At 70.4% G+C, this 14,396-nt stretch carries 11 protein-coding genes and 1 pseudogene; 4 read left to right on the top strand and 8 right to left on the bottom strand.

Going from position 1 to position 14,396, the window contains the following annotated elements:
- The first annotated feature begins 138 nt into the window (after positions 1–138).
- Positions 139–657 (top strand): MarR family winged helix-turn-helix transcriptional regulator, encoded by a 519-nt coding sequence (locus I5I_RS05820; RefSeq protein WP_036317544.1) that lies wholly within the window; start codon positions 139–141, stop codon positions 655–657.
- Here I5I_RS05820 and I5I_RS05815 read toward each other — a convergent pair.
- The 8 genes and pseudogenes from I5I_RS05815 to I5I_RS05780 form a co-directional block, all read right to left on the bottom strand.
- On the bottom strand, positions 644–1,420 hold the full coding sequence (locus I5I_RS05815; RefSeq protein ID WP_036317543.1) for an enoyl-CoA hydratase-related protein: 777 nt from the start codon (positions 1,418–1,420) through the stop codon (positions 644–646). The genes I5I_RS05820 and I5I_RS05815 overlap by 14 nt on opposite strands.
- A 4-nt stretch (positions 1,421–1,424) precedes the next feature.
- Complete coding sequence (locus I5I_RS05810; RefSeq protein WP_036317540.1) at positions 1,425–2,579, bottom strand: acyl-CoA dehydrogenase family protein; 1,155 nt, start codon at positions 2,577–2,579, stop codon at positions 1,425–1,427.
- Between the two features lie 99 nt (positions 2,580–2,678).
- A complete protein-coding gene (locus I5I_RS05805) occupies positions 2,679–3,848 on the bottom strand; it encodes a thiolase family protein (RefSeq protein WP_036317537.1) in 1,170 nt (389 codons plus the stop codon).
- A gap of 6 nt (positions 3,849–3,854) precedes the next feature.
- Positions 3,855–5,057 (bottom strand): bifunctional 2-methylcitrate synthase/citrate synthase, encoded by a 1,203-nt coding sequence (locus I5I_RS05800; protein ID WP_036317536.1) that lies wholly within the window; start codon positions 5,055–5,057, stop codon positions 3,855–3,857.
- A 1-nt stretch (position 5,058) separates the two neighbouring features.
- A pseudogene (gene prpB / locus I5I_RS05795) lies at positions 5,059–5,960 on the bottom strand (methylisocitrate lyase).
- Complete coding sequence (locus I5I_RS05790; RefSeq protein ID WP_036317535.1) at positions 5,960–7,486, bottom strand: MmgE/PrpD family protein; 1,527 nt, start codon at positions 7,484–7,486, stop codon at positions 5,960–5,962. The pseudogene prpB and the gene I5I_RS05790 overlap by 1 nt, the downstream one beginning before the upstream one ends.
- Positions 7,483–8,112: a GntR family transcriptional regulator gene (locus tag I5I_RS05785; RefSeq protein WP_036317534.1), complete on the bottom strand. Its 630-nt coding sequence runs from the start codon at positions 8,110–8,112 to the stop codon at positions 7,483–7,485. Before I5I_RS05785 ends, I5I_RS05790 begins: the two co-directional genes overlap by 4 nt.
- Before the next feature lie 104 nt (positions 8,113–8,216).
- Positions 8,217–9,875, bottom strand: coding sequence for a PucR family transcriptional regulator ligand-binding domain-containing protein (locus I5I_RS05780; RefSeq protein ID WP_306305729.1), 1,659 nt, complete (start codon positions 9,873–9,875; stop codon positions 8,217–8,219).
- 136 nt (positions 9,876–10,011) lie between these two features.
- On the opposite strand from I5I_RS05780, the gene I5I_RS05775 reads away from it, so the two are divergent.
- The 3 genes from I5I_RS05775 to I5I_RS05765 are packed head-to-tail and all read left to right on the top strand — an operon-like array spanning position 10,012 to position 14,325.
- Positions 10,012–11,499 carry a CoA-acylating methylmalonate-semialdehyde dehydrogenase gene (locus tag I5I_RS05775; RefSeq protein WP_036317532.1) on the top strand — a complete coding sequence of 496 codons (1,488 nt, stop codon included), beginning with the start codon at positions 10,012–10,014 and terminating at the stop codon, positions 11,497–11,499.
- Between the two features lie 25 nt (positions 11,500–11,524).
- Positions 11,525–12,892 carry an aspartate aminotransferase family protein gene (locus tag I5I_RS05770; RefSeq protein WP_036317531.1) on the top strand — a complete coding sequence of 456 codons (1,368 nt, stop codon included), beginning with the start codon at positions 11,525–11,527 and terminating at the stop codon, positions 12,890–12,892.
- On the top strand, positions 12,889–14,325 hold the full coding sequence (locus I5I_RS05765) for an aminobutyraldehyde dehydrogenase (RefSeq protein ID WP_036317530.1): 1,437 nt from the start codon (positions 12,889–12,891) through the stop codon (positions 14,323–14,325). The genes I5I_RS05770 and I5I_RS05765 overlap by 4 nt, the downstream gene beginning before the upstream one ends.
- Positions 14,326–14,396: the final 71 nt, after the last annotated feature.

The raw sequence follows: 14,396 nt of genomic DNA, 5'->3' as shown, positions 1-14,396 counted from the left end.
GCATTCATTCTAGAAGGTGCGACTCAGTATCGCATCCGTTGAGACTCAGGATCATCCGTGGGGACGGATCGAGGTCCGCGCTAGCGTGAGACCAGCGCGCACGGCACTCCGGGCGCCGAGCCGTTCGAGGAGATGCCCGTGAGCCGCACGCCGTCGTCGCCACGCGATCCGATCGCAGAGGCCCGCCGCCAGTGGGTGGCGCACGGCTGGGTCGACGCCGCGGCAGGGATGACGGCGGTGACGAGCATCATGCGGGCGCACCAGATTCTGCTCGCGCGCGTCGACGAGGCCCTGAAGCCGTTCTCGCTCACGTTCGCCCGCTACGAACTGCTGACGCTGCTGAGTTTCACCCGTGACGGACGGATGCCGCTGTCGTCGGCGGCGAGCCGCTTGCAAGTGCATCCGACGAGCGTGACGAACACCGTCGACCGCCTTGAAGCGGCCGGGCTCGTCGCGCGCGAGCCGCACCCCGGCGATCGTCGGGCGACGCTGGTCGCCCTGACGAGGGCAGGGCGTGACCTCGCGGCTCAGGCCACCGCGGCGCTCAACGATGCCGTGTTCGCCGCGCCCGGCCTGACAGCCGACGACGTGGAAGACCTCGTCGCGATCGTCGCCCGACTGCGCCGGTCGGCGGGCGATGTCGTCAGCGATTCGTGAATCGCGGCGCACGCTTCTCCCGGAAGGCGGCCATGCCCTCCTTCTGGTCGTCCAGCGCGAACAGTGATGTGAAGACCTGCTTCTCGAAGCGCAGCCCCTCGGCGGCGGCGGTCTCCAGCGAGGCGCGCAGCGACTCCTTGGCGGCGTACAGGACGGGAAGCGATCTCGCGGCGATCTGCTCGGCCATCGCTTCTGCCTCGGCGAGCAGGTCGGCGGCGGGCACGATGCGGGAGACCAGGCCGGCCCGCTCGGCTTCGGCGGCATCCATCATCCGTCCGGTGAGCACGAGCTCTGCCGCCTTGTAGTAACCGATCGCACGCGGCAGACGCTGCGTGCCGCCGAGGCCGGGGATGACGCCGAGAGTGATCTCGGGCTGACCGAAGCGGGCAGTGTCGGCAGCCAGGATGATGTCGCACGCCATCGCCAGCTCGCAGCCGCCTCCGAGCGCGTACCCCGCGACGGCCGCGATGACGGGCGTGCGTACGCGCGAGAAGGCCTCGAGGCCCACGAAGGGGTTGCGCAGCGACATCTCGACGGCAGAGCGGTCCTCCATCTGCTTGATGTCGGCGCCGGCGGCGAAGGCGCGCTCCGAGCCGGTGACGACGATGCAACCGATCTGCTCGTCGGCATCGAACGCGGCCGCCGCGGCGGCGAGTTCTTCGACCAGGGTCGAGTTCAGCGCGTTGAGCGCCTCGGGCCGGTTCAGGGTGATCCATCCGACGCGGCCGCGGGTGGAGACGAGGATCGTGGAGTAGTCGCTCATGTGCTCATGCTCCCAGAACGTCGCGACCGATGATGACCCGCATGATCTCGTTCGTGCCCTCCAGGATCTGATGCACACGAAGATCGCGCACCACCTTCTCGATCCCGTACTCCTGCAGATACCCGTAGCCGCCGTGCAGCTGCAGCGCCCGGTTGGCCACCTCGAAGCCGGCGTCGGTGGCGAAGCGCTTGGCCATGGCGCACTGCACGGCGACGTCGTCGGCACGGGCGTCGATCGCGCGAGCCGCGTCGCGCACCATCGCCCGGGCCGCCTGCAGCTGCGTGGCCATGTCGGCGAGGGCGAACACGACGCTCTGCCGTTCGGCGAGGGCCTCGCCGAACGTGAACCGCTCGTGCACGTAGCGCACGGCACGATCGAGCGCCCACTGGGCGCCGCCGACGGAGCAGGCCGCGATGTTGACCCGCCCCCCGTTGAGCCCGCTCATCGCGATGCGGAACCCCTCGCCCACGCCGCCCAGCAGAGCGGATGCCGGCACCCGCACCTCGTCGAGGATCACCTGACGGGTGGGCTGCGCGCTCCACCCCATCTTGCGCTCGTGGGGTCCGAAGCTCAGGCCCTCGACATCCGCCGGCACCAGGAAGGCGCTGATGCCCCGCGCGCCGGGCTCGCCGGTGCGGGCCATGACGACATAGACCGACGCCTCCCCCGCGCCGGAGATGAACTGCTTGACCCCGGTGAGCACATAGCCGTCGCCGTCGGCGATCGCGCTGGTCGTGATGGCCGCGGCATCCGAGCCCGCGCCGGGCTCCGTGAGGCAGTAGGCGCCGAGGTCGCGAAGCGTGATCAGACACGGCAGCCACTGCTCGCGCTGCGCCGGAGTGCCGTAGCTGTCGATCATCCAGGCGACCATGTTGTGGATGCTGATGTACGCGGCGATCGTGGGATCGCCCATCGACAGCTGCTCGAAGACGAGTGCGGCGTCCTCACGCGTCAGCGCGGTGCCGCCGACGTCCTCACGCACGTACAGCCCTCCGAGGCCGAGTTCGCCGGCGTCGGCGAGCACATCCCGCGGAAAGTGCTTGTCGCGATCCCATTCCAGCGCGTCCGGCTCCAGCCGCGTCCGGGCGAAGTCGCGGACGGCTTCGAGGATGGCTCCCCGCTCATCGGCGGAGAGGGAAGGGGACACAGTCATGCTCATCGCGTCACGTCCTTGTGAAACAGATCGACAGCCGGAAGTGCGCCGGGTAGGGCACAGCGATCATTTTACATGGACGTCCTAGTAAATGGACGCGGCGTTCTACAGCCGTTCGATGATCGTGGCGTTCGCCATCCCCCCGCCCTCGCACATGGTCTGCAGTCCGTACCGTCCGCCGGTGGACTCGAGGTGCGCGAGGAGCGTACCGAGAAGTCGCGTGCCGCTGGAGCCGAGCGCGTGCCCGAGGGCGATCGCGCCGCCCCAGGGGTTGAGCTTGGCGGCATCCGCGCCGAGTTCGGCAGCCCACGCGAGCGGCACCGGGGCGAACGCCTCGTTGACCTCGTACGCGTCGAGATCGCCGATCGTCAGTCCACCGCGCTCCAGCACGCGACGTGTCGCGGGAATCGGCCCCGTGAGCATCATCAGGGGGTCGTCGCCGACGACGGAGAAGGCGTGGAAGCGCGCTCGCGGCGTGAGCCCGAGCTCGCGCGCCTTCTGCTCGCTCATGATCAGGACGGCGGAGGCGCCGTCGGTCAGCGGAGAAGAGTTGCCGGGTGTGATCAGCCAGTCGATCTCGGGAAAGCGCTCCGCCATGGCATCGGTGCGGAAGGCCGGCGCGAGGCCGGAAAGACCCGCGACGGTGGTGCCCGGGCGCACCGTCTCGTCGATCTCGACACCGTCGACGGCCAGCAGCTGCGAGGCGAATCTGCCCTGGACCTGCGCCTCGGCAGCGCGTTCGTGCGACGCGGCCGCGTACGCGTCGAGCTCGTCGCGCGAGAAGCCCCAGCGCGCCGCGATCAGCTCGGCCGAAACACCCTGGTTCACGAGTCCGTCGGGATAGCGCGCGTGCAAGCCCGGTGAGAAGGGTGAACCGGCGACGGATGCCGCGACCCCGAGAGGCACGCGGCTCATCGATTCGACGCCGCCGGCGATGACGATGTCGTACTGTCCGGCCATGACGCCCTGCGCCGCGAACTGCGCGGCCTGCTGGCTCGATCCGCACTGCCGATCGATCGTCGTCGCCGGAACGCGCTCGTCGAATCCGGCCGCGAGCACCGCCTGACGCGCGATGTTCATCGTCTGTTCGCCGACCTGGCTGACGCAGCCGAGCAGCACGTCGTCGATCTGCGCCGATTCCAGGCCGTTGCGCTCGAGCGTCGCCCGCAGCACCAGCGCGGCGAGGTCGACGGGATGGATGCCGCTGAGCGCGCCCCCCGGCTTGCCACGGCCGGACGGGGTGCGGACGGCGTCGACGATGACCGCGGTACGCACGAGCGCTCAGCCCTCGGCTTCGGCGGCGCGCAGCGAGATCGTCGAGGTGCCGGCCTCGTCGACGAACCCCTCGATGTGACGCTCGTCCACGCCGCTGTAGGCCGACAGCGGACGGATGAGCGCGTTGGATGCCGCCTGTTCCATGATGTGCGCCGTCCACCCCACGACCCGCGCCGCAACGAACAGCGGAGTGAAGGTCAGGGTGTCGAAGCCCATCAGGTTGTACGCCGGCCCCGACGGGTAGTCGAGGTTCGGGTAGATGCCCTTACGGGCGACGAACTCGCGCTCCAGCGTCGCGTAGAGGGCCTCGACATCGGGACGGTCGTAGTACGTGATGAGCGTGTCGAGCGCAGCTTTCATCGTGGGCACGCGCGAGTCGCCGTGCTTGTAGACGCGGTGACCGAAGCCCATGATCTTGCGCTTCTCGGCGAGGGCCCGCTCGAGCCAGGGCGCCACGTTGTCGGCGTCGCCGATCTCGTCGAAGATGTGCAGCACGGCTTCGTTGGCCCCGCCGTGCAGCGGTCCCTTGAGCGCTCCGATCGCGCCGACCACGGCCGAGTACAGGTCGCTGAGGGTGGAGGTGATCACCCGCGCCGTGAAGGTGGACGCGTTGAACGAGTGCTCCGCGTACAGGATCATCGAGCGGTTGAACGCGTCGACCACGACCGGGTCGAACTCTTCGCCGAAGGTCATCCAGAGGAAATTCGCTGCGTAATCGAGATCGTCGCGCGGGGCGATGAGCTCTTCACCGCGGCGGCGACGCTGCCCGTAGGCGACGATCGCCGGCAGCGCGGCGAACAGGCGGATGCTGCGCTCGAGGTTCTCGTCGCGAGACCCGCTCGCATCGAGCACGGACCCGGTGCCGGCAAGATCGCGCGCGCCCAGCACGCTCACCGCCGAGCGCACCTCATCCATCGGGTGGGCATCGGTCGGGGTCAGATCGATCACGGCCTTGACGTCGTCGGCGAGCCTCCGGTGCTGCCGCTCGGTGGCTCGGAGCGCGGCGAGCTGCTCGCCGGTCGGCAACTCGCCGTTCCACAGCAGGTACGCGACCGCTTCGGCCGACTGCGTAGCGGCCAGCTCGTGCACCGGATAGCCGCGGTAGAGCAGCGAGTTGGTCTCCGGGTTGACCTTGCTGATGGCGGTCGCATCGGCGACGACGCCCGCGAGCCCCTTGTGGATCTGGGGCGGGGTCTGCTGGTCGCTCATGTCACTCCTTCGTGATCTGAAAGTTGAAGACGTTCGCGTCGAACTGGTTGTACGACGGGTAGTCGATGAGGTCGTACAGGTCGGCGCGGTGCTGCATCTCACCCAGGCGCGAGGTCAGATGTCCCTCGTCGTTCAGGGTATCCAGCGCACGGGATGCCGCACCCATCGCGATCCGCAGCAGCGAGACGGGCCAGATGACGATCTGCACGCCCGCATCGCGGAGCTGGTCGACGCTGAACAGATCGCTCTTACCGAACTCGGTCATGTTCGCCAGCACGGGCACGTCGACGGCGGCGCACACGGCGGCGAACTCCGCGAGGTCGCGCATCGCCTCGGGGAAGATCGCGTCGGCCCCGGCATCCACGAGCGCCTTGGCCCGATCGATGGCGGCGTCCAGCCCCTCGATGGCGCGGATGTCGGTGCGCGCCATGATGAGGAAGTCGGGTCGCGGCGGGCGTCGACGGCGGCGCGGATGCGCTGGAGGGCGTTGTCGGTGTCGACGACCTGTTTGCCGTCGAGGTGACCGCAGCGCTTGGGGTTCACCTGGTCTTCGATGTGCGTGCCCGACAGCCCCGCGTCTTCCAGCGTCTGGATGGTCCGCGCGACGTTCATGGGCTCGCCGAAGCCGGTGTCGGCGTCGATGATGGCGGGAAGCTCGGTCATGCGGGCGATCTGCTGACCGCGACCGGCGACCTCGGTCAGCGTCGTCAGACCGATGTCCGGAAGCCCCAGATCGGCACTCAGCACCGCCCCCGAGATGTAGACGCCCTCGAAGCCCTTCTGCTCGATCATCCGGGCCGACAGCGGGTTGAACGCTCCGGGAAAACGGACGAGCTCACCCGCCCGCAGGCGCTCGCGCAGCAGGCGCCGCTTCTCGGATGCCGGGGTCTGGCTGTACAGCATCAGAACAGCCCCTTCGGGCTCGCCACCGCGGCCAGCACGCCGGCGCGGGCGACGATGTTGAGCTCGCGCACCTCGTCGACGGTCAGCTCGGGAAGCCGCTCGGCCAGGGCCAGGAACCGCTCGATCTCGGCGGGCTCGAGCACCGGCTCGGCGAGCAGACGGAACTTGCGCACGTAGTCGGCGCGAGCGAACGGGCGCGCGCCGAGCGGGTGGGCGTCGGCGACCGCGATCTCGTCCACGATCGTCGAACCGTCCGAGAGGCGGATCTCCACGCGGCCCCCGAACGCCTTCTCGTCGGGGTCCTCGGAGTGGTAGCGGCGCGTCCACTCGGCATCCTCCGCCGTGGTGATCTTGTGCCACAGCGCAACCGTGTCCTCGCGGGCGGCGCGAGCGGGCAGGTACGAGTCGACGTGATGCCACCCGCCGTCCTGCAGTGCGACGGCGAAGATGTAGGGAATCGAGTGGTCGAGGGTCTCGCGAGAGGCGGTCGGGTCGTACTTCTGCGGATCGTTCGCGCCGGAGCCGATCACGTAGTGGGTGTGATGGCTGGTGTGCAGCACGATGCTCTCGACGGTGGCGGGATCGGCGAGCTCGGGGTGGGAGCCGTGAAGCTTGCGCGCGAGGTCGATCCACGCCTGCGCCTGATACTCGGCGGAGTGCTCCTTCGTGTAGGAGTCGAGGATCGCGCGCTTGGGCTCGCCGGGCGCGGGAAGCGGCACGTCGTACGCGGCGTCCTTGCCGTCCAGCATCCAGGCGATCACGCCGTCCTCGCCCTCGTAGATCGGGGACGGCGAGGTCTGTCCGCGCATCGCGCGGTCGACGGCTTCGACCGCCATCTTGCCGGCAAAGGCGGGGGCGTGCGCCTTCCAGGTGGAGATCTCACCCTTGCGCGACTGCCGCGTCGCGGTGGTCGTGTGCAGGGCCTGCGCGACGGCCTGGGCGATCGTGTCGGCGTCGAGACCCAGCAGCGTGCCGATGCCGGCCGCCGCCGACGGGCCCAGGTGCGCGACGTGATCGATCTTGTGCTTGTGCAGGCTGATGGCGCGCACGAGATCCATCTGGATCTCGTATCCGGTCGCGATGGCGCGCACCAGCGCCGCGCCGTCGGCGCCGACGTGCTGGGCGACGGCGGCGATCGGCGGGATGTTGTCGCCGGGGTGCGAATACTCCGCAGCGAGGAACGTGTCGTGATAGTCGAGTTCGCGCACCGCCACACCGTTCGCCCACGCCGCCCACTCGGGGCTCGTGTGCACCGTGTTCGGCTCGCCGAACACCGTGGCGCCCGCCCCTCCCCGCGAGACCGGGTGATCGAGCGCCTGGGCGCGCGCCGCGGTGACGGGGCCGCGGGTGAGGGATGCCGCGGCCACCGCCGCGTTGTCGATGACGCGGTTGATGATCATCTCGACGACGTCGGACTCGACGGCCACCGGGTCGGCGGCGACCTCGGCGATCCTGTGCGCGAGCTGGTCCTCGCGGGCGAGGTTCTCTTCGCTCCGGTGCACACGGACGTGGTGGATGACGGTCATGGGTTTCCTTCCAGCGAGGCGAGGATCGCGACGAGCGCGTTGTGCAGGTGGACATGGGTGGCGTGCGCGGCGAGGTCGGCGTCGCCGGCGGCGACGGCGGACGCGATCAGTCGGTGCTCGGCGACGGATGCCGCCAGGCGTGCGGGGTTGTCGCGCGCGAGCCGGCGGACCCGGACGAGGTGGGTCCGCACCGTCTTGAGGGCCGCGGTCAGGTAGTCGTTGGCGACGGCCGCGTCGAGGGCGTCGTCGAAGCGGGCGATGAGGGCGTAGTAGGCGTCGGGGTCGGCGGCGGCATCCGTCCGCGCGAACTCACCGGCCAGCGCAGCGAACAGATCGGCATCGGCCCCGCGTGCGGCGAGGCGTGCAGCCGTCTCCTCCAGGGCGCGACGCACCTCGAAGAGCTCTCGGATGTCGCCGGCATCGATGTCGCTGACCACGGTGAGCCGCGGCGACGGTTGCACGACGAGGCCGTCGGCGAGCAGGCGCCCCAGCGCTTCGCGCAGCGGCGTGCGGCTCACCCCCAGGCGCACCGACTGCTCGACTTCGGCCAGCACCGCTCCGGGCGCCAGCACGCCGGACTGGATCTCGTCGAGCAGCGCCCGGTAGGCACGGTCACTGGCACGCACGCGGTCTCCTCTCGACCCTCCGATTGTATACACGGAGGATCAACAACGAAAGGAGGCAGCCTCTTTCGGCCACTAATGCATACAGAGCGTCAGGCCTGCCCGGCTCACCCGCCCGCGTGGAGCCGGTGGGTCAACACGGCGACATGGAGAGCGGCGACCTGCTCGCCATCGTCGAAGTCGACGCCGAGAAGGTCTTCGAGCAGGGCGATGCGCTGATAGAACACCGAGCGCGAGAGGTGCGCCGCTTCGGCGGCCGCCGTGCGGTTGGACGGGTGCGCGAGCAGCGCCGTCAGCACGTCGAGAAGGTCGCCGCCCCGAGCGCGGGTCTCGGCCAGCAACGGATCGAGCATCCGCTCCGCATGAGCGACGAGGCGGTGATCGTCGCGCAACGCCGCGACCACCCGGGTGAGGGGACGCTCCGCCACACGCCTCCCGTCCGCGCCCCGGCGGGAGGAGCCGCGCAACCCCTCGTCGGCGCCGACGAGGTCGATGGTTTCGCGCAGACCCGCGACGAGCACACCCACCGCGCGCTCGTACTCGGCTGCGGGCTCGAGCGCGGGAATGACCGTGCCCGGGCCGAGCACGACGCGCGCCCGCGCCGACGTCGACCCCGCCCGCAGGGCGTCCTCGAGTGCGACGGTGAAGGCGTCGGCCCGGTTGTCAGCGGCACTCGTCGCGCGGCCCGCCACGGCGAGGATCAGGGGCGTACGCACCAGGGCAGACCCGTCGTCGACGGTCGTGCTCGTGCCGCACACGACGCGCGCGCCGATCGCCGCAGCGGCGATGTCGGCGGCCGCCGCGACCGGGACAGCGTCGCCGCCCTGGCCCGACGACACGAGCGCGACTGCGGCGAAGGCCACCGTGCCGACGAGCGGCATGCCCGCGGCATCCAGTCGAGCCGCCACCGCGGACAGACCGGTGAATCGTCCGTCGATCAGCGCGTCGACCACGCGGCGCCGTCCCAGCCGCGACCACTCTTCACCGCCGGGATCGGCGAGCCTGCCCAGGGCGAGCGCGGTGGCAGCCTGCTCGAGTACGGCGTCGCGTCCCGCGAGGTGGGCGGGGCCGGGCAGCGCCACGAGCCATCCCCATCTGATGCCGCGGGCTTCCACGGGCACGATCGTCCGCCCGTCCCGGTCGGGCGCCGCGGCGGCCGACCGGGATCGGCGCGCCCAGTCGCGAAGCGTGCGGGTCTCGGCGGCTCCGCCGACGTGAGCGACGACGACCTCGTGACCGACGGTCTCCAAGACGACGGGAGCGGCCAGCGTGAGCCCCACCTGTTCGACGATGAACTCCGTCGGCGCACCGCGCAGCGCGAGTCCCGTGAACAGTGTGCGCACCGCGTCGCGGGCTTCCAGCGCCGCCGTCTGATCGGCGATGATCCGGCGGTGCACGGCCTCGGTGATGGTGACGAACTTCACCTCGCGGTGCAGCACGATCAGGGCGATGTCGGCGCTGCGCGCGGCGTCGGCCAGAACCGCCGGCACGTAGCGGTAGTGGGCGCCCAGCTCGAGCACGATGCCCGCGGCACCCACCTCGGCCAGCTGCGTGACGAACAGCGCCAGCCTCCGGGGATCGTCGGGCCATCCCGATCCGGTGGACAGCAGCAGCTCGCCACCTTCGAGCAGTCGCGCGACGTCCGCACTGTCGGAGACGTGCACCCAGCGCACGGATGCCTCCAGCGCGGCACCGCCCACGACCACGACCGGCGCACCGGGGGTGAAGGCATCGAGCGTCAGCACCTCGGAGACGGTGGGGAGCACGGCGGGAAGATCCGCGGTCGGACGTTCTGTCCGAGAACCGTCCACATCGCGACGATCAGACACCTGCATCTCCCCCCTGCGCTCCGTCAGCATAAGCATGTCACGACCCGGTCGAACTGTCCGAACAGGAGCCCCCATGGACCTCATCCGTCATCACGTCGCCGGCCAGTCCGTCGGATCTGCCGAGCGCACGGGGCCCGTCTACGATCCTGCGACCGGTGCCGTACAGGCCGAGGTGGCCTTCGCCTCGACCGCCGAGACGGATGCCGCGATCGCGGCGGCCGCGGCGGCGCTGCCGGCCTGGCGCGCCACGAGCCTCATCAAGCGAGCCGACGTCTTCTTCCGCCTCCGCCACCTGCTGATCGAACGCGCCGACGAGCTGGCCGCGATCATCACCGCCGAGCACGGCAAGGTGCTCTCCGACGCGAAGGGCGAGATCAGCCGCGGCATCGAGAACGTCGAGTTCGCGGCGGGACTGGTCCACCTTCTGAAGGGCGAGCACGCCGAACAGGTCTCGCGCGGCGTCGACGTGCACTCGGTGAAGCAGCCGGTGGGCGTGGTGGGCGCGATCACGCCGTTCAACTTCCCCGTGATGGTGCCGCTGTGGATGACGGCATCCGCGATCGCCTGCGGCAACACGGTCGTCCTCAAGCCGAGCGAGAAGGACCCCTCCGCCGCCCTCTTCCTGGCGCGTCTGTACGAGGAAGCGGGCCTTCCCGCCGGCGTGCTGAACGTCGTGCAGGGCGACAAGGTGGCCGTCGACGCGATCCTCGACTCTCCCACCGTGCGTGCCGTCAGCTTCGTGGGCTCGACTCCGATCGCCCGCTCGATCTACGAGCGCGCCGCCGCCGCGGGCAAGCGCGTGCAGGCTCTCGGCGGCGCGAAGAACCACATGGTCGTCATGCCCGACGCCGACCTGGATGCCGCGGCCGACGCCGCCGTCTCGGCCGCGTACGGCTCGGCCGGCGAGCGCTGCATGGCCGTGTCGGTTCTCGTCGCGGTGGGTGACGAGGTCGCCGATGCGCTCGTGGAGAAGGTCGCCGAGCGCATCGCGGGCCTGACGATCGGACCGGGCACGGATGCGGCGAGCGAGATGGGACCGCTCATCACCCGCGAGCACCGCGACAAGGTGGCCTCCTACGTCGCCGGCGCCGCCGCGGAGGGTGCGACGGTCGTCGTCGACGGCACCGCGCAGCGCTTCGAGGGCGACGGCTTCTTCATCGGCGTCTCGCTCGTCGACCGGGTCGCTCCCGGCATGAAGGTCTACGACGAGGAGATCTTCGGTCCGGTGCTCTCCGTCGCCCGCGTGGCGACGTACGACGAGGCGGTCGCCCTCGTCAATGCGAGCCCGTTCGCCAACGGCACCGCTGTGTTCACGCGCGATGGCGGCACCGCCCGCCAGTTCGAGTTCGACATCGAAGTCGGTATGGTCGGCATCAACGTGCCGATCCCGGTGCCGGTGGGCGCGTTCTCGTTCGGCGGCTGGCGCAACTCGCTGTTCGGCGACACGCACATCTACGGCCCCGAGTCGATCCACTTCTACACGCGGAGCAAGGTCGTGACGACCCGCTGGCCCGACCCCAGCGAGAGCCAGATCAGCCTGGGCTTCCCGAGCAACCACTGAGTCCGCGGCATCCGAAGGAGACATCATGAGCACCATCGACCCCGTCGCCGACCCGGCGGCCGATGCCGCGGTCCGCGGCGACGACCGCAGCCACGTGTTCCACTCGTGGAGCGCGCAGGCGCTCATCGACCCGCTGCCGGTCGCGGGAGGTGCGGGCGCGACGTTCTGGGACTACGCCGGAAACAGCTACCTCGACTTCTCGTCACAGCTGGTGAACCTCAACCTCGGCCACCAGCACCCCGACCTGGTCGCGGCGATCCAGGAGCAAGCGGGGCGCCTCGCCACGATCCAGCCGTCGATGGCCAACGACACGCGCGGCGAGCTGGCGCGCCGCATCAGCGAGATCGCTCCCGACGGCTTCTCGAAGGTCTTCTTCACCAACGGCGGGGCCGATGCCAACGAGAACGCGGTCCGGATGGCGCGCCTGGTCACCGGCAAGCGCAAGGTGCTGGCGATGTACCGCAGCTACCACGGCAACACCTCGACCGCCATCACCCTCACGGGCGACCCGCGCCGGTGGGCCAACGAGCCCGCCGACGCCTCGGTCGTGCATTTCTTCGGCCCGTACGCCTACCGGTCGCCGTTCCACGCGGACTCGCCGGAGCAGGAGGCCGAGCGTGCGCTCGCCCACCTCGAGCAGACGATCATCCTGGAAGGCGCCTCGACCATCGGCGCGATCATCATCGAGTCGGTCGTCGGCACCAACGGCGTGCTGATCCCGCCGCCGGGCTACCTGCCGGGAGTGCGCGAGCTCTGCGACCGCTACGGCATCGTCTACATCGCCGACGAGGTCATGGTCGGCTTCGGACGCCTCGGCACCTGGTGGGGCTTCGAGAACTTCGACGTCGTGCCCGACCTCATCACCTTCGCGAAGGGTGTCAACTCCGGCTACGTGCCGTTGGGCGGCGTCGTCATCTCCGACCGCATCGCCGCCCACTTCGACACGGTCTCCTTCCCGGGCGGACTGACGTACTCCGGGCATCCTCTCGCCTGTGCCCCGGGCGTCGCCACCTTCGAGGTCTTCCGGCGCGACGGCATCCTGGAGCGGGTCCGCGAGCTCGGCGAGCGCGTCGTGCGTCCACGACTGGAGCAGATGGCCGCGCGGCATCCGTCCGTCGGAGAGGTGCGCGGCCTCGGTCTGTTCTGGGCGATCGAGCTCGTGCGCGACCGCGAGAGCCGCGAGCCGCTGGTGCCGTTCAATGCGGCGGGAGCAGACGCCGCGCCGATGGCCGCGTTCGCGGCGGCGTGCAAGAAGGCGGGCCTGTGGCCGTTCACGCACTTCAACCGCGTGCACGTGGCACCCCCGCTGATCGTCTCGGAGGACGACCTGGTGCGCGGCCTCGACATCATCGACCGCGCCCTGGAGGTCACCGACGCCGAGGCGGCGTCGTGACCGGGGCGCAGGCCGTGCTCCGCAACGTCATCGACGGGGCACTGGTCGCCTCTGCCGGCGCGTCGCTGCCGCTCGTGAGCCCCGTGACCGGCGAGGTGTACGGCCACGCTCCGGTATCGACGGCGGAGGAGGTGGATGCCGCGTTCGCGGCGGCATCCCGCGCCTTCGAGACGTGGAAGCGCACGACGCCCGCGCAGCGCCAGCTGCTGCTGTTCCGGCTCGCGGATGCGCTGGAGGCGCGGGCCGACGAGTTCGCCGATCTGGAGTCGCAGGACACGGGCAAGCCCCGCGCGAACCTGGTCGCCGACGAGATCGTCCAATCCGTCGATCAGCTCCGCTTCTTCGCGGGTGCCGCCCGCGACCTGGACGGGCGGGCGGCGGCCGAGTACGCGGAGGGGTTCACGTCGTACGTGCGCCGCGAGCCGATCGGCGTCGTCGCCCAGGTGACGCCGTGGAACTACCCGCTGAACATGGCGGTGTGGAAGATCGGGCCGGCTCTCGCGGCCGGCAACACCGTCGTGCTGAAGCCGAGCGAGACGACGCCTCAGACCACCGTGCGCCTCGCTGAGATCGCCGCCGAGATCTTGCCCGCCGGGGTTTTCAACGTCGTCCTCGGCGACCGGGAGACCGGCCGGATGCTGGTGGAGCACCCGACCCCGCAGCTGGTCGCGATCACCGGTTCGGTGCGCGCGGGCATGCAGGTGGCCGCTTCGGCCGCGCAGGGCCTCAAGCGTGTGCACCTGGAGCTCGGCGGCAAGGCGCCGGCCCTCGTCTTCGCCGACGCCGACCTCGACCGCGCCGCCCGCGGCATCGTGGAGGCCGCGTTCTTCAACGCCGGACAGGATTGCACCGCCGCGACGCGCGTACTCGTGGATGCCGCCGTGCACGATGAGCTGGTCGCCACGCTCGTCACCCACACCCGCGATCACGCGAAGACGGGTGCGCCGGACGACCCGGATGCCTTCTTCGGGCCGGTGAACAACGCCGACCAGCTCGCGCGCGTGGAGGGTTTCGTCGATCGCCTCCCCGCGCACGCGACGATCGCCATCGGCGGCCGCCGCCAGGGCGATGCCGGCTGCTTCTTCGAGGCGACGATCGTCACGGGCGTCCGCCAGGACGACGAGGTCGTACAGCAGGAGATCTTCGGCCCCGTGCTCACGGTGCAGCCGTTCGCGTCGGAAGAGGAAGCGCTCGCGCTGGCGAACGGCGTGCCGTACGCCCTCGCGGCATCCGTCTGGACGCGCGAGCACGCGCGGGCGCTGCGGTTCTCGCGCGACCTCGACTTCGGCTGCGTCTGGATCAACGCGCACATCCCGTTCGTCTCGGATATGCCCCACGGCGGCTTCAAGCACTCCGGGTACGGCAAGGACCTCTCGGTCTACGGCTTCGAGGACTACACCCGCCTCAAGCACGTCATGGCGAGCCTGGACTGACGCGAGGGCACGTCGGCGTCGGCGTTCGTCAGCCGGCGAAAGCGCGCCGCAGCTCGGCGGCGAGCCACTCC

The organism is Microbacterium sp. B24 (assembly GCF_000333415.1).
In the GTDB taxonomy this organism is placed as follows: Bacteria; Actinomycetota; Actinomycetes; order Actinomycetales; family Microbacteriaceae; genus Microbacterium.
Note: the sequence above shows the minus strand (reverse complement) of the source record. Positions and strands in the feature narration are given on the sequence as shown.